The 26,256-nt window shown below is 73.7% G+C and carries 22 protein-coding genes; 7 read left to right on the forward strand and 15 right to left on the reverse strand.

Translation table 11 applies throughout. The annotated features are described in order from the left end of the window. Positions 1–97: 97 nt before the first annotated feature. The 7 genes from pheT to infC all read right to left on the reverse strand — a co-directional run bounded on the left by pheT (position 98) and on the right by infC (position 7,799). Positions 98–2,629: a phenylalanine--tRNA ligase subunit beta gene (gene pheT, locus AB0M16_RS33685; RefSeq protein WP_365349855.1), complete on the reverse strand. Its 2,532-nt coding sequence runs from the start codon at positions 2,627–2,629 to the stop codon at positions 98–100. Further along, positions 2,629–3,756 carry a phenylalanine--tRNA ligase subunit alpha gene (pheS, locus tag AB0M16_RS33690; protein ID WP_365349857.1) on the reverse strand — a complete coding sequence of 376 codons (1,128 nt, stop codon included), beginning with the start codon at positions 3,754–3,756 and terminating at the stop codon, positions 2,629–2,631. The genes pheT and pheS overlap by 1 nt, the downstream gene beginning before the upstream one ends. Positions 3,757–3,935: 179 nt before the next feature. Further along, positions 3,936–5,216, reverse strand: coding sequence for an ATP-binding protein (locus tag AB0M16_RS33695; protein ID WP_365349859.1), 1,281 nt, complete (start codon positions 5,214–5,216; stop codon positions 3,936–3,938). Positions 5,217–5,297: 81 nt separating this feature from the next. Next, positions 5,298–6,137, reverse strand: a complete 840-nt coding sequence (locus AB0M16_RS33700) for an RNA methyltransferase (protein ID WP_365349861.1) — start codon at positions 6,135–6,137, stop codon at positions 5,298–5,300. Between the two features lie 127 nt (positions 6,138–6,264). Beyond that, positions 6,265–6,651: a 50S ribosomal protein L20 gene (gene rplT / locus AB0M16_RS33705; protein WP_225799578.1), complete on the reverse strand. Its 387-nt coding sequence runs from the start codon at positions 6,649–6,651 to the stop codon at positions 6,265–6,267. Between the two features lie 106 nt (positions 6,652–6,757). After that, positions 6,758–6,952, reverse strand: a complete 195-nt coding sequence (rpmI, locus tag AB0M16_RS33710) for a 50S ribosomal protein L35 (RefSeq protein WP_041128339.1) — start codon at positions 6,950–6,952, stop codon at positions 6,758–6,760. 124 nt (positions 6,953–7,076) lie between these two features. Continuing rightward, on the reverse strand, positions 7,077–7,799 hold the full coding sequence (infC, locus tag AB0M16_RS33715) for a translation initiation factor IF-3 (RefSeq protein ID WP_365349864.1): 723 nt from the start codon (positions 7,797–7,799) through the stop codon (positions 7,077–7,079). Between the two features lie 305 nt (positions 7,800–8,104). Here infC and AB0M16_RS33720 point away from each other — a divergent pair, with 305 nt between their 5' ends. After that, positions 8,105–8,482 carry a DUF1844 domain-containing protein gene (locus tag AB0M16_RS33720; RefSeq protein WP_365349866.1) on the forward strand — a complete coding sequence of 126 codons (378 nt, stop codon included), beginning with the start codon at positions 8,105–8,107 and terminating at the stop codon, positions 8,480–8,482. A gap of 338 nt (positions 8,483–8,820) precedes the next feature. Here the strand turns inward: AB0M16_RS33720 and AB0M16_RS33725 are convergent, their stop codons facing one another. From AB0M16_RS33725 to AB0M16_RS33735, 3 genes are read right to left on the reverse strand one after another with little or no spacing between them, the layout of a single operon-like run. Further along, on the reverse strand, positions 8,821–9,555 hold the full coding sequence (locus tag AB0M16_RS33725; RefSeq protein WP_365349868.1) for an SseB family protein: 735 nt from the start codon (positions 9,553–9,555) through the stop codon (positions 8,821–8,823). Between the two features lie 24 nt (positions 9,556–9,579). Further along, entirely contained in the window at positions 9,580–10,743 is a 1,164-nt protein-coding gene (gene mycP / locus AB0M16_RS33730; RefSeq protein ID WP_365349870.1) for a type VII secretion-associated serine protease mycosin, read from the reverse strand. After that, on the reverse strand, positions 10,740–12,110 hold the full coding sequence (locus AB0M16_RS33735; protein WP_365349872.1) for a hypothetical protein: 1,371 nt from the start codon (positions 12,108–12,110) through the stop codon (positions 10,740–10,742). Before AB0M16_RS33735 ends, mycP begins: the two co-directional genes overlap by 4 nt. 114 nt (positions 12,111–12,224) lie before the next feature. On the opposite strand from AB0M16_RS33735, the gene AB0M16_RS33740 reads away from it, so the two are divergent. Then, a complete protein-coding gene (locus AB0M16_RS33740) occupies positions 12,225–13,427 on the forward strand; it encodes an amino acid deaminase/aldolase (RefSeq protein WP_365349874.1) in 1,203 nt (400 codons plus the stop codon). Positions 13,428–13,626: 199 nt separating this feature from the next. On the opposite strand, the gene AB0M16_RS33745 is transcribed toward AB0M16_RS33740, so the two are convergent. From AB0M16_RS33745 to AB0M16_RS33760, 4 genes are all read right to left on the reverse strand, one after another. Then, positions 13,627–14,892 (reverse strand): haloacid dehalogenase-like hydrolase, encoded by a 1,266-nt coding sequence (locus AB0M16_RS33745; protein WP_365349876.1) that lies wholly within the window; start codon positions 14,890–14,892, stop codon positions 13,627–13,629. A gap of 103 nt (positions 14,893–14,995) precedes the next feature. Then, positions 14,996–15,781 (reverse strand): 3-oxoacyl-ACP reductase, encoded by a 786-nt coding sequence (locus AB0M16_RS33750; RefSeq protein WP_365349878.1) that lies wholly within the window; start codon positions 15,779–15,781, stop codon positions 14,996–14,998. Between the two features lie 4 nt (positions 15,782–15,785). Beyond that, positions 15,786–17,150 carry an aldehyde dehydrogenase family protein gene (locus AB0M16_RS33755; protein WP_365349880.1) on the reverse strand — a complete coding sequence of 455 codons (1,365 nt, stop codon included), beginning with the start codon at positions 17,148–17,150 and terminating at the stop codon, positions 15,786–15,788. Between the two features lie 8 nt (positions 17,151–17,158). Beyond that, a complete protein-coding gene (locus AB0M16_RS33760) occupies positions 17,159–18,523 on the reverse strand; it encodes a glutamine synthetase family protein (RefSeq protein WP_365349882.1) in 1,365 nt (454 codons plus the stop codon). 78 nt (positions 18,524–18,601) lie between these two features. Here AB0M16_RS33760 and AB0M16_RS33765 point away from each other — a divergent pair, with 78 nt between their 5' ends. The 3 genes from AB0M16_RS33765 (at position 18,602) to AB0M16_RS33775 (ending at position 21,725) form a co-directional block, all read left to right on the forward strand. Beyond that, on the forward strand, positions 18,602–19,330 hold the full coding sequence (locus tag AB0M16_RS33765; protein ID WP_365349884.1) for an FCD domain-containing protein: 729 nt from the start codon (positions 18,602–18,604) through the stop codon (positions 19,328–19,330). 220 nt (positions 19,331–19,550) lie between these two features. Further along, positions 19,551–20,999: an ethanolamine permease gene (gene eat / locus AB0M16_RS33770; RefSeq protein ID WP_365349886.1), complete on the forward strand. Its 1,449-nt coding sequence runs from the start codon at positions 19,551–19,553 to the stop codon at positions 20,997–20,999. Between the two features lie 33 nt (positions 21,000–21,032). Next, positions 21,033–21,725 carry a gamma-glutamyl-gamma-aminobutyrate hydrolase family protein gene (locus tag AB0M16_RS33775; protein WP_365349888.1) on the forward strand — a complete coding sequence of 231 codons (693 nt, stop codon included), beginning with the start codon at positions 21,033–21,035 and terminating at the stop codon, positions 21,723–21,725. On the opposite strand, the gene AB0M16_RS33780 is transcribed toward AB0M16_RS33775, so the two are convergent. Further along, complete coding sequence (locus AB0M16_RS33780; protein WP_365349890.1) at positions 21,715–23,130, reverse strand: cytosine permease; 1,416 nt, start codon at positions 23,128–23,130, stop codon at positions 21,715–21,717. The two genes, AB0M16_RS33775 and AB0M16_RS33780, sit on opposite strands and share 11 nt — an antisense overlap. Positions 23,131–23,203: 73 nt before the next feature. On the opposite strand from AB0M16_RS33780, the gene AB0M16_RS33785 reads away from it, so the two are divergent. Next, on the forward strand, positions 23,204–23,941 hold the full coding sequence (locus tag AB0M16_RS33785) for a TetR family transcriptional regulator (protein ID WP_365349892.1): 738 nt from the start codon (positions 23,204–23,206) through the stop codon (positions 23,939–23,941). Between the two features lie 341 nt (positions 23,942–24,282). Continuing rightward, positions 24,283–25,902 (forward strand): amidohydrolase, encoded by a 1,620-nt coding sequence (locus AB0M16_RS33790; protein ID WP_365349894.1) that lies wholly within the window; start codon positions 24,283–24,285, stop codon positions 25,900–25,902. Positions 25,903–26,256 lie beyond the last annotated feature (354 nt).

Genomic DNA, 26,256 nt, shown 5'->3' on the forward strand with positions numbered 1-26,256 from the left:
GGGGCGGCCCGGCGCGGCCCCCCGGGGGCCCCCGCGGGGGGGGGGGGGGGCGGGGGCCCCCCCCGCGCCCCCCCCCCCTCCGGGGCCGCTGCCTCGATCAGGCGCCGCGCAGGACCGCGCCCGTGTGCTCCGCGGCCATGGCGACCGCGGCGTCGCGGGCGGACGTGGCCTCCTCGACCGTCAGGGTGCGGTCGGGGGCGCGGAAGCGCAGGGCGTAGGCCAGGGACTTCTTGCCCTCGTCGATCTGGTCGCCGGTGTAGACGTCGAACAGGCGGATGGACTCCAGGAGTTCACCCGCGCCGCCGGCCAGGTGGTACTCCACCGTCGCGGACGGGACGTCCTTGTCCACGACCAGGGCGACGTCCTGGGTGGCGACCGGGAAGGCGGAGATGCGCGGGGCCTTGACGGGGCCCGCGCTCGCGCGCTCCAGGACGTCCAGGTCCAGTTCCATCGCGCAGGTGCGGGCCGGCAGGCCGAGGGCCTTGACCACGCGGGGGTGCAGTTCGCCGCCGTGACCCGCGAGGGTCTTCACGCCGTCGATCACCACGTGGAACGCCGCGCAGCGGCCCGGGTGCCACGGGGCGTGCTGGTCGGCGTCGATCAGCAGCTCCGCGCCGGCCTCGGCGGCCACCAGGCGGGCGGCCTGGATCGCGTCGGCCCAGACGGACGGACGGCCCTTGTCCCACCAGCCGGCCTGCTCGCGCGCGCCGGAGAGGACGACGGCCGCACGGCGCGGCTGCGCGGGCAGCACGGCGTTGACGCGGGCGATCTCCTCGTCGCTGGGGCGGTGGTCGACGGGCAGACGGACGGCCACGCCCGGCTGGCCCTCGGACGGCCGGAAGACCAGGCCCGTCTCGAACAGAGCCAGGTCGTGGCTGCCGCGCCCGTCGTTGCGGCGCAGCGCGCCGAGCAGGCCCGGCAGCAGCGTCGTACGGAGCGCGGGCTCCTCGTCGGAGAGCGGGTTGACCAGCTTCACGACCCGGCGGCGGGCGTCGTCCGCGTCCAGGCCGAGCTGGTCGAAGACCTGCTCGCCGATGAAGGGGTAGTTCAGCGCCTCGACGTAGCCGGCGCCGGCGAGCGTGCGGCCCACCCGGCGGTGGACGCGCTGGCGCTCGGTGAGGCCGCGGCCGGCCGGAGGCTTGGGCAGCGTGGAGGGCAGGTTCTCGTAGCCCTCCAGCCGGATGACCTCCTCGGCGAGGTCGTTCGGCACGTACAGGTCGGGACGCCACGACGGGACGGTGACGACGAGCTCGTCCTGCCCGTAGACGTCGCAGCCGATCTCCTGGAGGCGGCGGACGACGGTCTCGCGGCCGTAGGCCACGCCCGCGACCCGGTCCGGGTGGTTCGCCGGCATGGTGATCGAGTGCGGCGCGGAGGGTGCGACGACCTCGGTGACGCCCGCCTCGGCGGTGCCGCCCGCGAGGAGCACGAGCAGGTCGACCGTGCGCTGCGCCGCCGCGGCGGCGGCCTGCGGGTCCACGCCGCGCTCGAAGCGCTTGGACGCCTCGGAGGACAGCTTGTGGCGACGGGCCGTACGGGCGATCGAGATCGCGTCGAAGTGCGCGGCCTCGATCACGACCTCGGTGGTGCCGGTGACGATGCCGGTCTCCGGGTCGGTCACCGGATCGGCGATCTCCGTGTCGGCACCGCCCATGACGCCCGCGAGGCCGATCGGACCGCTGTTGTCGGTGATGACCAGGTCCCCGGAGTCGAGGACGCGCACGGTGCCGTCGAGCGTGGTGATCTTCTCGCCGGCGGCGGCGCGGCGGACCCCGATGGGGCCGTCGACACGGGTGCGGTCGTAGGCGTGCAGCGGCTGGCCGAGCTCGAGCATCACGTAGTTGGTGATGTCGACGGCGAGCGAGATCGGGCGCATGCCGGCCTTCTGGAGGCGGCGCTTGAGCCAGATCGGGCTGAGGGCCTCGGGGTCGAGGCCGACGACCGTGCGGGCCGTGAAGCGGTCGCAGCCCATCGGGTCGGCGATCTGGACCGGGTAGCCGTACGCGTTGGGCGCGGGCACGTCGAGCAGCGCCGGGTCGCGCAGCGGCAGGCCGTACGCGATGGCGGTCTCGCGGGCGACGCCGCGCATCGAGAGGCAGTAGCCGCGGTCCGGGGTGACGGCGATGTCGAGGACCTCGTCGTACAGCTCCAGGAGCGCGGTCGCGTCGATGCCGACCTCGTGCTCCGGCGGCAGCACGATGATGCCGTGCGTGCCGTCGTCGCCCATGCCGAGCTCGTCGCCCGAGCAGATCATGCCGCGGGAGACCCGGCCGTACGTCTTGCGCTCGGCGATCCGGAAGTCGCCGGGCAGCACGGCGCCGGGCAGCGCCACGACGACCTTGTCGCCCTCGGCGAAGTTGCGGGCGCCGCAGATGATCTCCTGGGGCTCGCCGGTGCCGTTGGCCTGACCGACGTCGACGGTGCAGAAGCGGATCGGCTTCTTGAACTCCGTCAGCTCCTCGATCGTGAGGACCTTGCCGACCACCAGCGGGCCGGTGAGGCCCGCGCCGAGCTGCTCGACGGTCTCGACCTCGAGTCCGGCCGAAATGAGCTTGGCCTGCACGTCACGGCCGGTCTCCGTCGCCGGCAGGTCGACGTACTCCCGCAGCCAAGAAAGCGGGACCCGCATCAGATCTCCATCCCGAACGGCCGGGTGAACCGGACGTCACCCTCGACCATGTCTCGCATGTCTTCCACGTTGTGGCGGAACATCAGCATCCGCTCGATGCCGAACCCGAAGGCGAATCCGCTGTACTTCTCGGGGTCCACACCGCAGGCGACGAGCACCTTCGGGTTGACCATGCCGCAGCCGCCGAGCTCGATCCAGCCCTCGCTGCCGCAGGTGCGGCAGGGCCGGTCGGGGTTGCCGACGGACTCGCCGCGGCAGACGTAGCAGAGCATGTCCATCTCGGCGGACGGCTCGGTGAACGGGAAGAAGTTCGGGCGGAGCCGGGTCTTCATGTCGGGCCCGAAGAGCGCCTGGACCATGTGGTCGAGGGTGCCCTTGAGGTCGGCCATGGTGAGGCCCTCGTCGACGGCCAGCAGCTCGATCTGGTGGAAGACCGGGGTGTGCGTGGCGTCGAGCTCGTCGGTGCGGTAGACGCGGCCGGGGCACACCACGTAGACCGGGGGCTCCCGGTCGATGAGGGTGCGGGCCTGGACCGGCGAGGTGTGCGTGCGCAGCACGACACCGGACTCGTCGCCCGTGGTGCCCTCGGGGCCCTGGACGAAGAAGGTGTCCTGCATCTGGCGCGCCGGGTGGTCCGGCACGAAGTTCAGGGCGTCGAAGTTGAACCACTCGGCCTCGACCTCGGGGCCCTCGGCGACCTCGTAGCCCATCGACACGAAGACGTCGGCGACGCGCTCCATGAGGGTGGTCAGCGGGTGGCGGGCCCCGGCCGGGATCCGGTCGTACGGCAGGGTGACGTCGACGGCCTCCTCGACGAGGACGCGCGCGTCGCGCTCGGCCTCCAGCTCGGCCTGGCGGGCGGCCAGGGCCTTGGAGACGACGCCGCGGGCCTGGCCCACGAGCTTGCCGGCGGCGGCCTTGGCCTGCGGGGGCAGGGCGCCGATCTCGCGGTTGGCGAGCGCCAGCGGCGAGGTGCCGCCGGTGTGCGCGGTCTTCGCGTGGGCGAGCGCGTCGAGGTCGCCTGCGGCGGCGAAGGCGGCGAGCGCCTCGTCCCGCATGCGCTCGATCTCTTCCGGTTTCAAGGCCTCGACCTCGACCGGGTCGTACGACTTATTGGGTGCCGACATCTCTTCCCGTGCTTCCGTTGGCTGGCTGGGCGGCCCCGCTCGACGTCAAGGGCGCAAACGTGCCAAAGGACGAGTCTAACGGGGTGAGGGGACGCGTTTGAGCCCGTGGGCGGCCCGGGCGGCTCCCGACCTCGCGCGGTCTCGTCAGTCGAGACGGGGAGGCGACGTCGTGGGTGACGTCAGAGGAGGTGCGCCGGGGTGCCGACGGGCAGGATAAATCGGAATTCGGCCCCGCCACGGGGACCGCGTCCGACGGTGATCGTGCCGCCGTGGGCCTCGACGACGCCCTTGACGATGTAGAGGCCGAGACCGGTGCCGCCGCGCTTGCTGCCCCGCCAGAAGCGGGTGAAGACACGGCCCATGGACTCCTCGGGGATGCCGGGGCCTTCGTCGCTCACGGTGACCTCCGTCCCCTTCTCTCCGTCGCTGGTGGCCGTGGTGGGTGCCACCTCGATGGTGACGGTTCCCTCGCCGTGGCGCACCGCATTTTCGAGGAGGTTGCCGAGGATCTGGTCGATCTTGTCGGGGTCGGCCCACAGCTCGGGCAGGTCGGGCCTGACCCGGACGAAGAAGCGGTCCGGTGACTGGCCGCCGGTGGTGTGCGCGTGGACGTGCCGGCCGACGGCCGCGGCGATGTCGACGGGCTGGCGGCGCACCTCCAGGCGGCCGGAATCGATCCGTGAGATGTCGAGGAGCTCGGCGATCAGGCGCTTGATGCGGCCGGCGTCGGCGTCGACGGTCTCCAGCATGAGGCGCTTCTGGTCGTCGGTGAACCGCTCCCACTTGTCGAGGAGGGTGGCGGTGAATCCCTTGACGGAGGTGAGCGGCGAGCGGAGCTCGTGGGCGACGGTCGCGATGAGCTCGGCGTGGCTGCGCTCGGTGCGGCGCCGGGCCTCGGTGCCGCGCAGCGAGACGACGACCCGCCGCACCGGGCCGGTGGGGTGGGCGCGGACGTAGCGCGCGGAGACGAGCACCTCGCGCCCGCCGGGCAGCAGCAGGTTCCGCTCGGGCTGGCCGCGGCGGGTGGCGAGTCCGCCGTACGGGTCGGTCAGCTGCCACCAGCGGCTGCCCTTGAGGTCCTCCAGGGGCAGTGCCTCGTCGAGCGACCGCCCGAGGGCGTCGGCGGGCGGGACGGCGGTGATCCGGCCGGCGGCGGCGTTGAAGCAGATGATCCGGCCGGTCTCGTCGGCGACGACGAGACCGTCCGGGAGGTCGTCGGGGTCGATCCCGAGCCTGTCGCCGGTTCCGAGGGCGTCGCCGGGTCCGGGATCGCCGGCCGGCTCGGTCCCGGAGGCCGGTGCGTAAGGAACGGGGCCCCGGGCGGGCTCCGGCCGCGCGGTCTCCTGCTCCGGTACGAGGGACAGGCCCGACGCGGAGCCCTGCTCCGCTACGGGCGGCGGTCCCGGCGCACCCGGCCCGGTGCTCCGTGCCTGTTCGGGACTGCCCGTGCCGGCCGTCATCCCCGTAATCCCACCCCTCCGTGTACCGCAGTGGGCCCCGAGTGCGTCACCCTACTAGGCGACGGGGGTCCGGTGGAGTCCTCAGACGGTGGTTCGGGGGCGCTGGGCGCGCGCGGAGGCGTACAGGCACACGGCGGCGGCCGTCGCGAGGTTGAGGCTCTCGGCCTTGCCGTGGATCGGGACGCGGACGACGGCGTCGGCGAGCGCCCGGGTCTCCTCGGGCAGCCCCCAGGCCTCGTTGCCGAAGACCCAGGCGGTGGGGCCGCCCATGGTGCCGGCGTCCAGCTCGTCGTCGAGGTCGTCGTCGCCGGCCCCGTCGGCCGCGAGGATGCGCACGCCGGCGCTCTTGAGGCCGGCGACGGCCTGCTCGACCGGGACGCCGACGGCGACCGGGAGGTGGAAGAGGGAGCCGACCGAGGCGCGGACGGACTTGGGGTTGTAGAGGTCGACGGACGCGTCGGTGAGGATCACGGCGTCGGCGCCGGCGGCGTCGGCGCAGCGCAGCACCGTGCCGGCGTTCCCGGGGTCGCGGACGTGGGCGAGGACGGCGACCAGCTTGGGGCGGGCGGCGATGATCTCCTCGAACGGCGAGTCGAGGAAGCGGCAGACGCCCACGAGGCCCTGCGGGGTGACGGTCTGGGAGACCTCGGCGAGGACGGCGTCGGAGGCGTGGTGGACGCGGGCACCGGCGGCGCGGGCCGCGTCGACGATCGTGGCGTAGCGCTCGGCGGCCTCGACGGTCGTGAAGAGCTCGACGAGGGTGGGCTCACCGGTGCTGCCGCGGTGGTGCACGGCCTCACGGACGGCCTGCGGGCCCTCGGCGATGAAGAGGCGGTCCTTGCCCCGGAAATTGCGCTTGGCCAGCCGCCGGGCGGCGACGACGCGCGGCGAACGCGGGGAGATCAGCTCGGGGGTGGACATGTGCCTGCGGCTCTCTGACTCGACGACGGCTCGTGGACGGCAGCGGTGGGGCGATGCGGCGCCCAACGCGCCGGACCCGCAGGCGCGAGGCCTGCGGGTCCGGGCAGAAGTACTGCGGCCTGGAAGATCAGGCGGCGGCCTTCGGGGCGTTGACGTCGGCCGGGAGGGCCTTCTGCGCGACCTCGACCAGCGCGGCGAACGCGTTGGAGTCGTTGACGGCCAGCTCGGCGAGGATCTTGCGGTCCACCTCGATGTTGGCGGCCTTCAGACCCTGGATGAGGCGGTTGTACGTCATGCCGTTCAGACGGGCGGCAGCGTTGATGCGCTGGATCCACAGCTGACGGAAGTCGCCCTTGCGCTTCTTGCGGTCGTTGTAGTTGTAGACCAGCGAGTGGGTGACCTGCTCCTTGGCCTTGCGGTAGAGGCGCGAACGCTGACCGCGGTAGCCGGAAGCCTGCTCGAGGATCGCCCGGCGCTTCTTGTGGGCGTTGACTGCCCGCTTGACGCGTGCCACTTCTTAACTCCTTGTAGCGGGGTCGTGGTGGTCCTCACACGACCCGGAAAACGGATGGGTCCCGGACGGTGCCGGATGCCCTCGTCGCCGAGGGCGGGAGATCAGATCAGATGCCCAGCATCTTCTTGATCTTGGCGGAGTCACCCGGGGCCATCTCGGCGTTGCCGGTGAGGCGACGCGTCAGCTTGGACGACTTGTGCTCGAGCAGGTGGCGCTTGCCGGCGCGCTCGCGCAGGATCTTGCCGGAGCCGGTGACCTTGAAGCGCTTCTTGGCACCGGAGTGCGTCTTGTTCTTCGGCATAGCGCCGTTATCTCCTCGTCAGTGGCGCTCCCCCGGTGCGGGCACCGGACAACCGGGAGCGTCAATCTTCGTTTGGTGGTTCCGGGCGGAACCCTGGGGCTGCCGGTGCGGCAGCCCCGCGGGATCACGCCTCGGCGTTCTCGGCCGACGTGTCGGCCGAAGCCTGCTCGGCCGGGGCCTCCTCGGCGGCGGGCGCCTCGGCCTGGACCGCCTCGGACGAACCGCCCTGGCGCTCGGCCTTGCGCGCGGCCTGGGCCTCGCGAGCCTCGGCCATGGCCTCGGTCTTCTTCTTGTGAGGACCGAGAACCATGATCATGTTCCGGCCGTCCTGCTTCGGGTTGGACTCGATGAAGCCGAGCTCCTGAACGTCCTCCGCGAGGCGCTGCAGCAGTCGGTAACCGAGCTCCGGCCGGGACTGCTCACGACCACGGAACATGATCGTGATCTTGACCTTGTCACCCTGCTTGAGGAACCGGACGACGTGACCCTTCTTGGTGTCGTAGTCGTGCGGGTCGATCTTCGGCCGGAGCTTCATCTCCTTGATGACCGTGTGCGCCTGGTTCTTGCGCGCCTCACGGGCCTTCATGGCCGACTCGTACTTGAACTTCCCGTAGTCCATGAGCTTGCACACGGGCGGACGGGCGTTCGCCGCGACCTCAACCAGATCGAGGTCGTACTCCTGCGCGAGCTCCAGGGCCTTGGCAAGCGGAACAATGCCCACCTGCTCGCCGCTGGGGCCGACAAGACGCACCTCGGGAACGCGAATCCGCTCGTTGATGCGGGGCTCGGCGCTGATGGATCCTCCTCGGTAGCACCACGCGACCGCCTTGGCGGACGGACACGTCACGGTAGAACTGTCGAGACCAACCGAGCGGGAGCACGAAAAATGCCCCGGACGGTACACAGGCGGGGCTCCACGGAAAACCGGAGCACCGCCGCGGTGAACCGCGGGGCGCACATCGGGCGGCTCCATCGTCCGTACGGAACGATGGGCGCCGCCTGACCGGTGACCCGCCGCCCTAGAGGGCGGCCAGGTGGGAAGTCGGAGCCTCCACTTGTGGGCCGGGCACGCACGTGTCCGGCCGGTCGTTACACAAGGTTAGCAGGACCCGCCGGTCGGCGCGAACCGTCGGGCCGCTTATCGTGTGGGGCATGAGCGAGACGCCCCAGCACGAGTCCACCGACACCCCCGACACCCCCGACTTCGAGGCCATGACCCGCGACATCGCCGAGGTCCCCGCGGTCGAGGTGATCGTGACGGTCGCCGTCAACCTGATGAGCGCCGCGGCGGTGAAGCTCGGCCTCACGGAGGAGGGCGACGAGCACAAGGACCTCGACGAGGCCCGCAAGCTGATCCACGCCCTCGCCGGTCTGCTCGACGCCGGCGCGACGGAGATCTCCTCCTTCCACGCGGCCCCGCTGCGGGACGGCCTGAAGTCCCTCCAGCTCGCCTTCCGCGAGGCCTCCTTCGTCCCGGACGAGCCGGGCCAGGGCCCGGGCGAGAAGTACACGGGTCCGGTCTACGGCTAGCCGGCCGGCCCCGGGCCCGACAGGGCCGCGGGGGTACGGGGGTCGCCCCCCGGGAGAACGCGGCCACGGGTCCGGTCTACGGCTAGCCGGCCGGCCCCTGGCCCGACAGGGCCGCGGGGGTACGGGGGTCGCCCCCCGGGAGAACGCGGCCACGGGTCCGGTCCACGACTAGCCGGGCCGGCCCCTGGCCCGACAGGGCCGCGGGGGTACGGGGGTCGCCCCCCGGGAGAACGCGGCCGCCGGTCTGGTCCACGGCCCAACGGTCTGGTCCACGGCCCAACGGGCCGGTCCACGGCCCGGACCTGGCCGTGGACGGGTTCGAGCGCGTCGGTTCTCCGTCAGTTCTTTACGTAGAAGGGCTCGCCCGGAGGCGTGGCCGAGGCCGGCAGGAGTGCCAGGTCGAGGCCGCGCACCAGGCGGGCCCTCAGTGTTTCGTCGGCCGCCAGGGCGCGGGCCACACGCTGGGCGGCCTCGGCCGCGGGCGCGTCGTCCGCGAGGACCAGCGCCAGGGTGCCGTCGGCGGCGCCGGGGCCCAGGTGGGCGCGCAGGACGGCCGGCTCGGCCGCGACGGCGGCCCGGACCGCGTCCCGTACCGCCGGGTCGTCCAGGGGGTCCGTACTGGTGCGGCCCTCGGCGAGCGCGAGGAGCGCGGAGCCGGTCACCTGGTACGCCACCGGGCCGGCCAGGTCGAGCACCAGGGTGTCGGCCTTCTCGTGGACGAGGGCGGCGAGCGCCTGCTGCAGCGGGACGGCGACGGGCCGGGCGGCCGGGTCCCACAGGGCGAGCGAGGCGATCGAGGTGAACGCGGGCAGCGCCCGCCGGTCCCCCGCGGTCAGGGTGGGGACCGCCATGTCGCTCGTCTTCTCCTGCTTGAGCCCCGTCACCGGGTCCACCTCGACCTCGCCGAGGACGGCGACGACCGGCACGAGCAGCCGGGCGTCCCGCAGGGCCGCGAGGACGGCACCGTGGGCGGTTCTGTCCTCCGCCCAGGCCGCCAGGGCCGCGGCGAGCCGCGGGTCGGCGGTGCCGTCGTCGTCGGAGAAACCGGGGTCGGGGATGTTCTTGAGCGCCACGCCCCGAGCCTAACCGTCGGGGGTTCAGCGGCTGCGGCTGCCCCGCCAGAGGGCGACCGCGGCGGCGAGGAAGAGCACGCCGACGCCGCCGGCCAGCGGGGCGAGCAGCCCGATCGGGTGGCTCTCCTCGGGCGCGGCCTGCGGCCCCGGCCCGAAGTACCGGCCCCGGTAGCCGGCCACGGCGGCCTTGGGGTCGGCGGCCTTGAGCGCGTCGCCCGCCTCGATCGCGGCGGCCGGGTCGACCGTTCCGTAGCCCTTCTCGTCGCTGCGCCCGCCCTTGGGGCGGCTGCGCGCGGTGTCGACGAGGAGGCGCTTGATCTGCGCGGGGGTCAGATCGGGGTGGGCGGACCGCACGAGGGCGACGGCCCCGGAGACGAACGCGGCGGCGGCACTGGTGCCCCAGCCCTCGTAGTAGCGCCGGTCCGGGTCGGCGATGACGATGTCGACGCCGGGCGCGCTGACCGTGGCGTACCAGCGGCTGGTGGAGAACGAGGCGTGGGTGCCCCAGCGGTCGACGGCGGCGACGGCGATGACGCCGGGGTAGGCGGCGGGGAAGGAGATGTGGTCGCCCTTCTCTCCGCCGTTGCCGGCGGAGGCGACGACGGAGACGCCCTTGCCGAGGGCGTACTGGACGGCGGCGTCCTCGCCTGCGTCGGGGTGGGCGGACTCGGAGTCGTCGCCGAGGGAGAGGTTGATGACGTCGGCGCCGTGGTCGGCGGCCCAGCGGATGCCCTCGGCGAGGGCGGTGCCGCGGGTCTTGCGGGCCTTGTCGCGCTGCTTGTCGGTGCCTTCGAGGATGACGCGCACGGGCAGGATGCGGACCTCGGGGGCGACGCCGAGGACGCCGTCCTGATCGCCGGCGCCGTGGCCGTGCCCGGCGATGATCCCGGCCATCGCGGTGCCGTGCCGGGCCCAGGCGCGGTCGCCGCGGGAGGCGCCGAAGCCGACCAGGTCGGTGCCGGGCAGGACGGATCCTTCGAGGTCGGGGTGGGTGGCGTCGACGCCGGTGTCGAGGACGGCGACGGTGACGCCCTCGCCGCGGGTGGTGCGCCAGGCCTTGGTGGTGTGCAGGGCGTCGAGGCCCCACTGGCGGGCGCGGATGGTGTCGGCGTACGCGGGCGTGGTGGTCGCGGGGAGGACGGCGAAGGCGGCGGCGAGCAGGGCGGCGGCGGTACGGCGCGGGGTCACCGCTGGTCCTCCTCGACGGTGGCGGCGACGGTGCGGCGCAGGGTGCGCTCGACGGCCTCGGCGACGCCCTTCGCCTCGTGTCCGAGGCCGGCCTGGGCGACGGCGGTGGTCCGCTTGGGCGTCATGGCGCGGTCCGCGGGCTCGGGTTCGGTGACGGCCCGGCCGTCGGCGAAGCCGGACACCGCGGTCACGACGACGGGCAGGTCGGGCAGGATGTGCCGCCACCAGCTGGCCCGCTGCCGGGCGCCGAACCCGGCCGCGACGGTCCCGGGAGCCGCCAGGGCCGGCGGCGCCTCGTCGGCGGCGCGGGAGCCGAGGGTGCGCATGGTGGCGGGGTCGGCCTGGGTGAAGACGAGCGCGACGGTGACGACGTGGGAGGACGTGGCGTCGGTGTAGGTGGCGCGCAGGACGCGGTCGCAGCCGATGGTGCCGAGGGCGGTGTTCAGCTCCCTGGGCAGGGCGGCGGCGGTGCAGGGCGCGTCGGGCGCGACGACGATCCGCGTCCACGTACGGGCGGAACCACCGGGGCCGGCGGACGCGCCGGAGAGCGTGCGCGGGAAGAGGGCGTCGACGGGCGCGTTGTGCCAGAGCGCCTTCGCCGGGGTGTAGCCGGCCGGCTCTGCGGGCTCCCCGGCACCGTTGCCGGCCAGCACCGCGCCGGTGAGCGCTCCGCCGACGAGCCCGAGCGCGAGCACGGCGCAGGCCACGGCGCCCACGACCCGACCGGTACTGCGCTCCCGGATGGGCCGCAGCCGCGTGGTGGTCTCGACGGGCGTCTCGGTGGAGAGGGCCCAGGCGTCGTAGACGTAGCCGTGTGCGCCGGACGGGGCGGGGTGCGGGGCGGGGCGTATGCCTGCGGCGGGCTGGGCGCCCGCGACCGGCTGGGCGTCGTGGCCGGGCCGGGCGGCCGGGGCGGACCGGTGGGCGCCTACGGCCCGGGGGGCCGGCGCCGGGCGGTCGTCGCGCACGGGACGGAGCCGGGTGGTGGTCTCGACGGGTGCTTCGGCGCCCGGCGGGGGCTGCTCCGGCGGCAGGGGCTGCGCGGCGGGGCGCCCCGACGAGGGCGCGGCGGGGCGCTCCGGCGGCAGCAGTGCCTCGGTGATGCGGGAGGTGGCGTGCTCGGCCCGGGGCGCGGGTGCCGCGGGTGCCGGAGGAACCTGCGTGGTCGCCGAGCGCGGCGGACGGGAGGCGGGGTGCTCGGCAGCCCGCGGCGCGGGGGCCGACGGGGCCGCGGGCGCGCCGGCCGACGGAGCCGCGGCCGGCGCCGTCGGTGCCGACGGGAGCGGTGGTGCGGGGGCCGTGGGGCGCTCCTGCGGGAGCAGGGCCTCGGTGATGCGGGACGTGGGGCGCTGCGGCTCGGTGCTCATCCCCGTCCCCCTGGTCGATCTGCGAAAGCAATGGCGGCCACTCTACGGGCTGTTCCCCGCGGTGCGGGAACCCAGGGGCTACCCACGCGTAAACCCGTCTGGCAAGCTCGGCCCATGACTCCCCGTGCCGCCGACCGCGCCCGGTACGACCGGGCCACCGCCCATCTCGACGCGCCCGTCGCCGTAGTCGACCTGGAGGCCTTCGACGCGAACGCCGACGACCTGGTCCGCAGGGCCGGCGGCAAGCCGGTCCGGGTCGCGAGCAAGTCGGTGCGCTGCCGGGCACTGCTGGAGCGGGTGCTGGCCCGGGACGGATTCGCGGGAGTGATGTCCTTCACGCTCGCGGAGTCCCTGTGGCTGGCCCGGGCCGGGTTCGAGGACGTGCTGCTCGCCTACCCGTCCGCCGACCGGGCCGGGTTCGCGGAGCTCGCGGGGGACGCGAAGCTGGCCGGCGCCGTGACGGTGATGGTCGACGACGTGGCGCAGCTGGACCTGATCGAGGCGTCGCGCGCGGGCGGGACGGAGGAGGTCCGGGTCTGTCTGGAGCTGGACACCTCGCTGCACCTGCTCGGCGGCCGGGTACGGATCGGGGCCCGGCGCTCGCCGCTGCGCGAGCCCGCCGAGCTGGCCGAGCTGGCCCGCTCGGTGGCGCGCCGCCCGGGCTTCCGCCTGGTGGGGATCATGGCGTACGAGGGACACGTGGCCGGCGTGGGGGACGCGGTGGCGGGCCGGCCGCTGCGTTCTCGGGCGATCCGGCTGATGCAGTCCGCGGCCCGCAGGGAGCTGGCGGCCCGCCGGGCGGCGGTGGTGCGGGCGGTGCGGGCGGTGGCGCCGGACCTGGAGTTCGTGAACGGCGGCGGTACGGGCAGCGTGCAGCACACGGCTGCCGAGGACGCGGTGACGGAGATCGCCGCGGGCTCGGGGCTCTTCGTGCCACGGCTCTTCGACAACTACACGTCCTTCTCCGGACGTCCGGCGGCGCTGTTCGCCCAGCCGGTGGTGCGCCGCCCGGGCGTGGGCGTGGTGACGGTGCTCGGCGGCGGCTACCCCGCCTCGGGCGCCGCGGGTCCGGACCGGCTCCCCGTCCCGTACCTGCCGGAAGGCCTGCGCTACGACCCGCAGGAGGGCCCGGGCGAGGTCCAGACCCCCCTGCTCGGCTCCCCCGCCGACGACCTCCGGATCGGCGACAAGGTGTGGTTCCGCCACGCGAAGGCGGGCGAGCTGTGCGAGCGCTTCGACTCGCTGCAGCTGGTGGAGGGCGACCGGGTGACGGCCACGGTCCCGACGTACCGGGGCGAGGGGCGGACCTTCCTCTAGTCGCCCTCCGGCACATGCGGGCGCGGCCCGTCCGGGAGCGGGGCGGCCCGCCCGGCGCGCGCGGTGACCGTGGTCGGCGACGGCCGGCCCCTCGCGCGTCACCGCGTGGGGACCGCGGGTGGGCGCGGTGGGCGCGGCGGGATTCGCTCGGGGGGCGGGGCGGCGCGAACTCCGTGGGGACGGTTGACCGCGTCAGGGCTCAGTACACCCGGTCCTGCTGGTCCGGCACCACGCTGCCGTCGGCCCGCCGGACCGGTTCCGCCGTGCCGTCGGCGGCGGTGTAGCCGGCGGTGGCGCAGGGGTACGGGGTGGGCTTGGGCTTCTTCGGGTCGATGAACATGGGGTTCACGATCCAGCGGCCGTCGCTGTTGTCGTAGGCGCGGCACATCAGTTCGTTCTTGTTGCGGTTGAGGACGAGGCGCAGGCCGGTCGCGTCGCGCAGGAAGGAGACGTCGGTGTCGGAGTCGCCGGCGGCGAAGACCTGGCGGCGGGCGGCGGGCTGGACGCGCTCGGCGGCGGGGCCGTGGACGCCGAAGATCTCCTGGTTGATCCAGCAGCGCTTGCCGTCGATGTAGGTGATCATCCGGTCCTCGCCGTCGCGGACGCTGCCGCAGCCCTTGAGGTGGCTGGTGAGGCGGCCGTGTTCGGTGGTGTTGCGGATGCCGATGGCGTGGGAGGGGTCGACGCCCACGCCTCGGGCCCAGACGTCCACGACGGGCTCGGGGGACGCCGAGACGATCCACACGTCGAAGCCGGCGCCCTGGAGGGCGTGGATCAGGTCGCGCTGCTGGGCGTAGTAGCGGACCCAGCCGGTGACCTGCTTGCTGCCGACCTGCTGGGTGGCGCCCTGCGCGGCGGCGAGGTTCTCGGCGCGCGCCGCGGCGGCGAAGGAGCGGACCTCGCTCGCGGTCCAGCCGCGCACGAGCTGGGCGAGCCAGGCGTACTGGGGTTCCATGCGGCGGTGGTCGTGGCCGGCGAAGGCGGTCCTGCCTCCGGTGGTGGCGCCCGTGCCGTACACCGAGAGGAGCTCGTCGGCGCAGGGCGTGTCGCTGGAGGTGGGCAGGGTGCGGACGCCGGTGGGGCAGGCGGCGCCGAGGGCGTCGGCGGCCTCGGCGGTGAGGTAGCGGCTGGTGGTGGTCCAGTCGCCGTGGCGCGGGGGCCTGATGCGGTCGTTGCGGAGCAGCCAGTAGAAGGTGGCGTCGCCGACGTCGTTCTTGATGACGGTGTTGTCCCAGTCGAAGACGGCGACCGGCTTCTCGCCCCTGGGCGCCTTCGTCGCGCACCGGGCGGCCAGCAGGTCCTCTATGCGGGCCTTGTTGTCCCCGTACCAGCCCTCCGAGACGGTGAGGCTCGGGCAGCGCGGGGGTCCGGCGGGCCGGGCGGCGGCGCTCGCGGTGGGGAGCAGGCCGGTCGCGGCGAGGGCCAGGGAGGCCGCGGCGGCGGCGGTGCGGAGCGGGCGTTTCATGAGCGCTCTCCTGTCCGTACGCGCGACAGCCGGGCGCCTTGCGACGCCCGGCTGCGCGGGTGGGGGTGTGGGGGTGGGGATGGGGTGGCGGCGGTGGTGAGGTCTAGAGGGGGGTCACGTACGCGCCGGAGATGCCGCCGTCGACGAGGAAGTCGGTGGCGTTGATGAAGGAGGAGTCGTCGCTGGCGAGGAAGGCGACGGCCGCGGCGATCTCCTCGGCCTCGGCGAACCGGCCGACCGGGATGTGCACCAGGCGGCGGGCGGCCCGCTCGGGGTCCTTGGCGAACAGCTCCTGGAGGAGCGGGGTGTTGACGGGCCCCGGGCAGAGCGCGTTGACGCGGATGCCCTCGCGGGCGAACTGCACGCCGAGCTCGCGGGACATGGCGAGCACGCCGCCCTTGGAGGCGGTGTACGAGATCTGGCTGGTGGCCGCGCCCATGATGGCGACGAAGGAGGCGGTGTTGATGATGGAGCCCCGGCCCTGGCGCCGCATGTACGGCAGGGCGGCCTTGCAGCACAGGTAGACGGAGGTCAGGTTGACGTCCTGGACGCGCTTCCAGGCCTCCAGGCCGGTCTCCAGGATGGAGTCGTCGTCCGGCGGCGAGATGCCCGCGTTGTTGAAGGCGATGTCGACGGAGCCGTAGGTGTCGAAGGCGACCTTGAAGAGGTTCTCGACCTCCTCCGGGTCCGTGACGTCGACCTTCACGAAGGTGCCGCCGACCTCCTCGGCGGCGGCCTTGCCGGCCCGCTCGTCGATGTCGCCGCACACCACGTGGGCGCCTTCGGAGGCGAGGCGGCGGGCGGTGGCGAGGCCGATGCCGCTGCCGGCGCCGGTGATGACGGCGGTACGGCCGACGAGGCGGCGGCAGATGATCTCTTCGGTGGTCATGCGGTCAGGCCTCCGTGCTGATGAAGACGTTCTTGGTTTCGGTGAAGGCGGTGAGGGCGTCGGGGCCCAGCTCCCGGCCGAGGCCGGACTGGCCGAAGCCGCCGAACGGGGTCCAGTAGCGGACGCTGGAGTGGGAGTTGACGGAGAGGTTGCCGGCCCGGACGGCGCGGGAGGTGCGCAGCGCACGGCCGACGTCGCGGGTCCAGAGGGAGCCGGACAGGCCGTACGGGGTGGCGTTGGCGAGCCGGATCGCGTCGGCCTCGTCGTCGAAGGGGAGGACGACGGCGACGGGGCCGAAGACCTCTTCGACGGCGCAGGGCGCGTCCTCGGGGACGCCGGTGAGGAGGGTCGGCGGGTACCAGAAGCCGGGTCCCTCGGGGGCCTTGCCGCGGACGGCGGTCAGGTCCTCGGTGACGTAGGAGCGGACGCGGTCGAGCTGGGCGCGGGAGATCAGCGGGCCCATCTGGGTGCGCTCGTCGAGGGGGTCGCCGACGACGATCTCCTCGATCGCGGGGGTGAGGAGCTCCAGGAAGCGGTCGTACACCTCGCGCTGCACCAGGATGCGGGTGCGGGCGCAGCAGTCCTGGCCGCTGTTGTCGAGGAAGGCCATGGGCGCCGCTGCGGCGGCGGCTTCCAGGTCGGCGTCGGCGAAGACGATGTTGGGGCTCTTGCCGCCGAGTTCGAGGGTCACCCGCTTCACCTGGTCGGCGGCCTTGGCCATGATCTGCTTGCCGACCCGGGTGGAGCCGGTGAAGACGACCTTGGCGATGCCGGGGTGCTCGACGAGCGCGTTGCCGGCGACCGGTCCCTCGCCGGGGAGGACCTGGAACAGGCCTTCGGGGAGGCCGGCCTCCAGGGCGAGCTCGGCGAGCCGCAGGGCGGTCAGCGGGGTGGTCTCGGCGGGCTTCAGGACCACGGCGTTGCCGGCGGCGAGCGCCGGGGCGGTGGCCCAGGCGGCGATCGGCATGGGGAAGTTCCAGGGCGCGATGACGCCGACCACGCCGAGGGGTTCGAGGATGGTGATGTCGAGGCCGCCGGGGACGGGGATCTGGCGCCCGTTGAGGCGTTCGGCTCCGCCGGCCGCGTAGTCGAGCAGGTCGCGGACGTTCCCGGCCTCCCAGCGGGCGTTGCCGATGGTGTGGCCGGCCTCGCGGACCTCCAGGAGGGCCAGTTCCTCGACGTGGGCGTCGACGACGGCGGCGAAGCGGCGCAGGGCCCGGGCCCGGTCGGCGGGCGCGGCGGCGGCCCAGGACCGCTGGGCGGCGCCGGCCCGTACGACGGCGGCGTCGACGTCGGCCGCGGTGGCGGCGGGGACGGTGGCGACGACCTCCTCGGTCGCCGGGTTCAGGACGTGCAGTTCGTGCGGCAAGTCGTTCCTCACATGCGTTCGAAGGAGCGGCGCAGTTCCCAGTCGGTGACGGCGGCGTCGTAGGCGTCGAGTTCGACGCGGGCCATGTTGCGGTAGTGGGCGACGACCTCGGGGCCGAAGGCGGCCTTGGCGATCTCGCTGTTCTCCCAGAGCTCGGCGGCCTCGCGGAGGGTGGTGGGGACGTGCTCGTATTCGCCGGCGTACGCGTTGCCGGTGCACGCGGGCGGGAGTTCGAGGCCCTGCTCGATGCCGTACAGGCCGGCGGCGACGAGGCCGGCGACGGCGAGGTAGGGGTTCACGTCTCCGCCGGGCAGCCGGTTCTCGAAGCGGGTGGAGCGCCCGTGGCCGACGATCCGCAGCGCGCAGGTCCGGTTGTCGTGGCCCCAGGCGACCGCCGTGGGGGCGAAGGAGCCGGGCTGGAATCGCTTGTACGAGTTGATGTTGGGGGCGTAGAGCAGGGAGAAGTCCCGCATGGCGGCGAGCTGCCCGGCGAGGAAGTGCCGCATGACGTCCGACATCCCGTCGGGTCCCTCACCGGCCATCACGTTGGCGCCGTCGGCGTTCTGCAGTGAGAGGTGGATGTGACAGGAGTTGCCCTCGCGCTCGTTGTACTTCGCCATGAAGGTGAGCGAGCAGCCCTCCTGGGCGGCGATCTCCTTGGCGCCCGTCTTGTAGACGGCGTGCTGGTCGCAGGTGACGAGGGCCTCGTCGTACTTGAAGGCGATCTCGTGCTGGCCGGGGTTGCACTCGCCCTTGGCGGACTCGACGGTGAGCCCGGCACCGGCCATCTCGTTGCGGATGCGGCGGAGCAGGGGCTCGATCCGGCCCGTTCCGAGCACCGAGTAGTCGATGTTGTACTGGTTGGCCGGGGTCAGTCCCCGGTAGTTGGCGTCCCACGCCTGCTCGTAGGTGTCCTTGAAGACGATGAACTCCAGCTCCGTGCCGACGTGGGCGGTGAAGCCGTGGGCGGCGAGCCGGTCGAGCTGGCGGCGGAGGATCTGGCGGGGGGCGGCGACGACGGGGGTGCGGTCGTTCCAGGCGAGGTCGGCCATCACCATGGCGGTGGCCTCGTTCCAGGGGAGGCGGCGCAGGGTGGAGAGGTCGGGATGCATGGCGAAGTCGCCGTAGCCACGGTCCCACGAGGACATCTCGTAGCCGTCGACGGTGTTCATCTCGGTGTCGACGGCCAGAAGATAGTTGCAGCCCTCGGTGCCGTGGTCGAGTACGTCGTCCAGGAAGAACGGGGCGGCGAACCGCTTGCCCTGGAGCCGGCCCTGCATGTCGGGGAAGGCCAGGACGACGGTGTCGATCTCGCCGCTCGCGACGAGCGCACGGAGCTCGTCGACGGTGAGCGGGGGTGTGCGGTCTGCCACGGGATTACTCCTCCTTCGGCCTGCCGGGAGCCATAAGGTATTGCTCAGGACCATTGCTTGGGAAGGGGAAACGACGAGGTGGCCAGTTCGAGTGAATCGCCGGACCGGCTGACGCCCGTGCTGCGGCCGGTGCGCGCGGGCAACGGTTTCGAGGAGGCCCTGGAGCAGATCCTGCAGGTCGTACGGCTCGGGCTGGTGCCCGGCGGGGACCGCCTGCCGGCCGAGCGGGAGCTCGCCGACCGGATGGGGATCAGCCGGGTCACGCTGCGCGAGGTCCTGAAGGTGCTGCAGGAGCAGGGCCTGGTGGAGAGCCGGCGCGGACGGTACGGCGGGACGTTCGTCCTGCAGCGTCCGCAGACCGCGGACGAGGCGGAGTTGCGGCGCCGGATCGCGGCCGTCGACATGGAGGACACGCTGCGCTTCCGCGAGGTCCTGGAGGTCGGCGCGGCCGGGCTGTGCGCCGCTCACGGCCTGGACGAGGAGGGCGCGGAGCGGTTGCGGGCGGCGCTCGCGGCGACGCACGACGCGCCGCTGGGCGACTACCGGCGGCAGGACACGCTGCTGCACCTCACGCTGGCGGAGCTGTCCGGTTCGGCGACGCTGACCGCGCAGTACGCGGCCGTCCGGGCCACCGTCAACGACCTGCTGGACTGCATCCCCCTGCTGGTGCGCAACCTGGAGCACTCGCAGCACCAGCACACGGCACTGGTGGAGGCGGTGCTCGACGGGGACGCGGACGCGGCGCGCGAGGTGATGCGGGAGCACTGCGCGGGGACGGCCGCGCTGCTGCGCGGCTTCCTGACCTGAGGGGCGGACCGGCCTGAGGGGGCGGGGCGGCTGAGGGGCGAACCGGCCTGAGGGGCAGGGCGGCCTGAGGGGCGGACCGGCCTGAGGGCGGACCGGCCTGAGGGCGGGGCGCGCCGTGGCGTAACCCGAAAGTAACGCAGGGGACTTGCGCTCCCCGTATGCCCGACGCAAAGGTATGGCACCAATCCATTGGGCCCGTTGCGGGGAGCTGAGCGCAGCCATGACGCTGGAAGACACCTCAGGCACCACAGGAAACACGGTCGCCGCAGACGACTATCTGGAACGGCGCACCCTGCGCCGGGGCAGCGCCGGCTGGCTGCTGCTCACCGGGCTCGGCGTCGCGTACGTCGTCTCCGGCGACTTCTCCGGCTGGAACATCGGCCTGTCCAAGGGCGGCTTCGGCGGCCTGGCCATCGCGACGGTCCTCATGGGCGCGATGTACGCGTGCCTGGTCTTCTCGCTGGCCGAACTGTCCGCGATCCTGCCCACCGCGGGCGGCGGCTACGGCTTCGCCCGGCGGGCGCTCGGCACCTGGGGCGGTTTCCTCACCGGAACCGCGATCCTGATCGAGTACGTGCTCGCGCCCGCCGCGATCTCCATCTTCATCGGCGACTACGTGGAGTCCCTCGGCCTGTTCGGCCTGGAATCGGGCTGGCCGGTCTACCTGGTCTGCTTCGCGCTCTTCCTCGGCATCCACCTGTGGGGCGTGGGCGAGGCCCTGCGCTTCAGTCTGATCGTCACCGCTGTCGCGGTGGCCGCCCTGCTGGTCTTCGCGCTCGGCGCGCTCAGCGACTTCCACGTGAACGGCCTGGACGACATCCCGGTCGACAGGAGCGCGCTGGGCTCCAACTCCTGGCTGCCGTTCGGTCTGCTCGGCATCTGGGCGGCGTTCCCCTTCGGCATGTGGTTCTTCCTGGGCGTCGAGGGCGTGCCGCTCGCGGCCGAGGAGGCGAAGGACCCGGTGCGCTCGATGCCGCGGGCGCTCGCGCTGTCCATGGGCATCCTGGTGGTGCTCGCGGTGGTGACCTTCTTCGCGGCGACCGGTGCCCGCGGCTCGGCGGCCATCCAGGAGGCCGGCAACCCGCTCGTGGTGGCGCTCCAGGGCGACGGGGAGCCGACCGTGCTGAGCCGCTTCGTCAACTACGCGGGCCTCGCGGGCCTGGTCGCCTCCTTCTTCTCGCTGATCTACGCGGGCTCGCGCCAGCTCTTCGCGCTGTCCCGGGCCGGCTACCTGCCGCGCTTCCTCTCCCTCACCAGCCGCCGCAAGTCGCCGTACCTGGGCCTGCTGATCCCGGGCGCCCTCGGCTTCGCGCTCGCCGCGGGCACGGGCAACGGCGCCCGGATGCTGAACATCGCGGTGTTCGGCGCCACCATCTCGTACGCCCTCATGGCGCTCTCGCACATCGTCCTGCGGCGCCGCGAACCGGGCCTCGCCCGCCCGTACCGCACCCCCGGCGGCGTGGTCACCTCCTCGATCGCCTTCGTGCTCGCCCTCTCGGCCCTCGTGGCGACCTTCCTGGTGGACAAGGACGCCGCCTTCATCGCGCTCGGGGTGTACGTGGTCGCCCTGGCGTACTTCGCGTTCTACAGTCGCCACCATCTGGTGGCGAAGGCGCCGGAGGAGGAGTTCGCGGCGCTGGCCGCGGCCGAGGCGGAACTCGAACGCTGACCGACCCACCCGATCCCGACCCCGGAGGACCCCGTGCCCAAGCCGCTCATCGGCGTGACGACCTACCTGGACCAGGCCCGCTGGGGGGTGTGGGACCTGCCCGCGGCGCTGCTGCCGGCGGCCTACCCGCGCCTGGTCCGGGCGAGCGGCGGGCTCGCGGTCATGCTGCCCCCGGACGACCCGTCCGCGGCGGCGCAGACCCTCGCCCGGCTGGACGGTCTGGTCGTCGCGGGCGGCGCGGACGTCGAGCCGGTCCGGTACGGGGCCGAGCCCGACCCCCGTACCGGACCGCCGGCCCGGGCCCGGGACAGCTGGGAACTGGCCCTGATCGAGGCCGCCCTCGACAGCGACACCCCGCTCCTCGGCATCTGCCGCGGCATGCAACTCCTGAACGTGGCCCTCGGCGGCACCCTCGTCCAGCACCTCGACGGCCACACGGAAGCGGTCGGCGTCATGGGCCGCCACCCGGTCACGCCGGTCCCGGGCACGCGCTACGCCGCGCTCGCCCCGGAGCGCACCCGGGTCCCGACCTACCACCACCAGTGCGTCGACGTCCTCGGCAAGAACCTCCTCGCCTCCGCCCACGCGGACGACGGCACGATCGAGGCCGTCGAACTCCCCTCCCCCACCTGGGCCCTCGGCGTCCAGTGGCACCCGGAGATGGGCGAGGACCTGCGGGTGATGCGCGGGTTGGTGGAGGCGGCCGCGGGGCGCGCTAGCGGGTGACCCGCCCGCGCATCAGGAGGGCGTACAGCAGGCCCGACACGCCCATGCCGACAGGGAGGGCGAGGTCCAGGCCGCCCAGCGCGTGGGCGAGGGGCCCGGTGTAGGCGGTGTTCACGCAGAGGGCGGCCAGGGCGGCGCCGACGAGGACGGCGGCGGCGCCGGCCGGGTTGACGCCGGCCGTGTACCAGAAGGGGCCGGCCGGGGTCTCGTCCATGAGGGCGCGGCCGTCGTAGGCGTTGCGGCGCAGCAGGATGTCGACCGCGTAGACGGTCATGGCCGGGCCGAGCAGGACGACGGTGAGCTGGAGGACGTTGCTCACGGTGTCCAGGAAGTTGGAGACGAGCAGCGCGTAGAGCGTGAGGGCGACGGCGACCGTGCCGTCGACGAGGACGCTGCGCGAGCGGCGGATCCGGATGCCCACGGCCTGGAGGGCGAGGCCGGCGCTGTAGGCGGTCATCGCGTTGATCGCGATCGTGCCGAGGACGAGCGCGAGCAGGAAGACCGGCGTGAACCAGCCCGGCAGCATCGACTCCAGGGCGGCCTGCGGATCGGTCATGTCGACGACGGTGGCCGCGAGGGCGCCGAGCGAGCAGACCACGACGCTCGGCACGAAGCCGCCCAGGGCGGTCCACCCGGCGACCGCCTTCGGGGAGGCCGTCGCGGGCAGGTAGCGCGAGAAGTCGGCGCTGGTGGTGTACGAGAGCGGGCCGGCCGCGATGAGGGTGACGCCCGCGATCAGGGTCGCCCAGAGGTCGGTGCCGGTGAGCGGGCGGTCCGGGGCGTACTGGAAGTCCGCGTGCAGCAGGACCGTGTACGCGACGACACCGAAAGCCGCGGTGAGCGCGATCGTGATCGGCAGGTAGAGCCGGACGATCAGGGCGTGCCCGTACACGCCGATGGTGAGCGTGATCCCGGCGATGAGGAGGACGACGACGACCTTCACCGCGGTGGACGCGGTCAGGCCGGCCTTCTCCACCAGGGTGAAGGCGGCGCCGGCCGCCGCCGCCAGGTTGAGCGCGAAGTAGCAGACCGAGATGACCCACCCGGTCACCGCGTTGTTCACGCGGTTCCCGAGCACGCCGTACATCGCCCGGGTGATCACCTCGCTCGGCGCTCCGGCCGCGGGCCCCGACACCGCGAGCACGCCCGTGAGCAGCCAGAACAGGTTCCCCACGACGATCACCGCGATCGCCTGCGCGAGCCCGAGGCCCATGAGCACGAGCGCGCCGCCGACGACGAGGCTGAGGTAGTTGACGTTCGCGGCCGCCCAGATCGAGAACAGCTCGCGCGGCCGGCCGTGCCGCTCCTCGTCGGGAATGTGGTCGATGCCGTGCGACTCGATCCGCGTGGGCCGATCGGTGGCGGGGTGCCCAGACGTGCTCGGGGCAGGGGTGCTGGAAGCCATGGGGCGACCCTCCGGTCATGTGTCGTTGCCCACCTGGTTGCTTATTGGTCGCACACTCAATAGCATCACCCGTATGACGTCAAGCGTCCAGCGCAAACGAGTTCGCAAGTCCCCCGAGGCCCGGCGCGCGGAGATCGTCGACGCCGCCGCGGCCGTCGCCCTGACCGAGGGCCTGGAGTGCGTGACCCTCCGGCGGATCGCCGAGGAGCTCGACGTACGCCCGGGACTGATCAGCCACTACTTCCCCTCGGCGGAGAACCTCGTCGCCGAGGCCTTCGGCACCGCGGCCACCGGCGAGCTCGACGCCCTGCTGCCCGCCGACCGTCCGGACGGGACCCCCACCCAGTACCTCGCGCGCTACTTCGCGCTCTCCTCGGGGGACGCGTACGACGACATCAGCCGCCTGTGGATCAACGCCCGCCATCTCAGCCGCTACCGCCCCGTCCTGCGCGAACGGGTCGAGGAGCAGGAGCTCGCCAACGACGAACGGCTCGAAGGCGTGATCCGCGACGGCATCGCCCGCGGGGAGTTCCGGACCCCCGACCCCCGGGCCACCGCGATCCAGATCCTCGTCGTCCTCGACGGCCTCGGCGCCCATGCCAACACCGACCGCGCCGACCGCCCGGAGCCGGTGGCGCGGATGGCCGTGACCACCGCCGAACGCGAGCTCGGACTGACGCCGGGCACGCTCGAACGCGAGGCGACGGCGCTGCCGGCGACGCTGCCCGCCGCCGCGCCCACGACCGCGGCGCCCGAGGCGGCCGAATCCCCGTCGGAGCCGCCGGGACCCGCTCGGGCCTCCGAGGCCTGAGGTCTCCGGGACCTCGCGCTCCGAGGCCTGGGGCTCCGAGCTCGCCGAGCGCTCCGATGCCTGGGCGCTCGGGTGCCTAGGCGCTCCGATGCCCGGGCGCTCCGATGCCCGGGCGCTCCGATGCCCGGGCGCTCGGGTGCCTGGGCGCTCCGAGACCTGGGCGCTCCGAGCTCGTCGAGTGTGCCGAGACCCGGGCGCTCCGAGACGGCTGAGAGCGCTGAGACCTCGGAGCGCCGAGGCCTCCGAGAACGCTCATCCCCCACCGCCCTGACTCACGTCAGCCCGCAGCCCTGATTCACGTCACCCCTCCCCCGTATCCCTCGTTCCTTCCTGGAGCTCGTGTGCGTACCCGACTCGTCCTGTCCTCCGCCCGGCTGCTCGACCCCGGCACCGGCTCCTTCCTGCCGGAGACCGCGCTCGCCGTGTCCGAGAGCGGGCGGATCGCCGCGCTCGGCGACGACCGGGAGATCCGCGCCCTGGCCGACGCCCGGACCGAGGTGATCGATCTCAAGGGCGCCGTGGTGACCTCGGGACTCGTCGACGGGCACCTCCACCCCGTCACCGGCGCCGAGCTCACCCACGGCCTCGACCTCTCCCACTGCGCCGACGTCGCCGACGTGCGCGCGGCGCTGGCCGACGCCGTGCGCGAACTCCGGCGCGGCGACTGGCTGTTCGGCTGGGGCCTCGACCCGAACGTCTTCGGTGACCAGCCCGTGGGCATCGCTCCCTTCGACACGGTCCTCACCGACGTCCCGGCTTTCCTGCTGCTCTTCGACGCCCACTCGGCGCTGGCCAGCCGCCGAGCCCTCGAACTCGCGGGCGTCGACGGCCCCCGCACTTTCGACCAGGCTTCGGCCGAGGTCGTCTGCGACGCGCACGGGCGCCCCACCGGCCTGCTCCAGGAGGACGCCGCCTGCGAACTCGTCGAGCGCGTCGCCCCCCGGCCCACCCACGCGGAACGCCGTGAGCGGCTCGCCGCCGCCCTCCGCTCCATGGCCGCGGTCGGCCTCACCGGCGGCCACGTCATGGACGCCAACGGCGAGAGCCTCGACCTGCTCGCCGAACTCGACGCGGACGGCGAACTCCCCCTCCGGCTGCGGGTCGCGCCCTGGTGCCAGCCGGGCACCGACGGTGAGGGCGTTCGCGAGCTGATCGACCTGCAGCGCCGCGGCGGCGCCCTGTGGCGGGTCGACGGCGTGAAGCTGTTCATGGACGGGACCATCGACAACGGCACGGCGTGGCTGGAGCGGCCGGACTGCCACGGCGAGTCCACGCACGCCTTCTGGCCCGACCCGGCGGCCTACACCCACGTCATCGGCGAACTGCACCGGGCCGGAGTGCCCACCGCCACCCACGCCATCGGCGACGCGGCCGTACGGCACGCCCTGGACGCGATCGAGAAGGCCGGCCACGGGGTCCGCCACCGGATCGAGCACATCGAGACGGTCCCCGACGACACCCTGCACCGCTTCTCGGAGCTCGGCGTCGTCGCCTCCATGCAGCCCACCCACTGCTGCGACTTCACGCGCGCCGACCACACCGACAACTGGTCGCGCCGCCTCGGCGAGGAGCGCGCCTCGCGGGCCTGGCGCTGTCGGGACCTGTGGGACTCGGGCGCCACCGTCGTCCTGGGCTCCGACTGGCCGATCGCCCCCTTCCCGCCGCTCGGCGTCATGGCGGGCGCCCGGCACCGCCGCCCCACCCGCGACCTGACCCAGCCCCCGCACGGCCCCGAGCAGGCCCTGACCGCACTGGAGGCGCTGCGCGGCATGACGGTCAACGCGGCCTACGCGGCGGCCGAGGAGCGCGAGGCGGGCCGCCTCGCGAGCGGCCACCGCGCGGACCTCACGGTCCTGGCGGACGACCCGCTCACCACCTCCGCGACGGACCTGCCGCACCTGCCGGTGGTCCTGACGACGGTCGACGGGCGCGTGACGTTCCGGAGCACGCAGACCGGCTGACGGCCCGCCCGGCGACCGGGCCCCGGGACCGGCGAGGGGCACGACACTCCGGGGCGGAGCGGGCCCCTGCCCACCGGGCGCGGGCGGGGCCGAGGGCCGACGGCCGGGGGCCACGGGCCGAAAGCCGAAGGGCGTGTTTCGGGGGTCCGGCGACGCAGACGGCAGATCGAAAGCCGAAGACCGTACTTCGGGGGTCCCGCAACGCAGGCCGCAGGGCGAGACCGGATACCGGGCGTCGCAGGGCTGAGACTGGATACCGGGCATCGCAGGGCGAAGGCCGGAGACCAGGCATCGCGGGTCGGCGCCTGAGGCCGGGCGCCGGGGGCCCTCGACCGGTGCCGGGCCGGTATCGGG

Origin of the sequence: Streptomyces sp. NPDC051921, from assembly GCF_040680975.1 — a bacterium.
Taxonomy (GTDB): domain Bacteria; phylum Actinomycetota; class Actinomycetes; order Streptomycetales; family Streptomycetaceae; genus Streptomyces.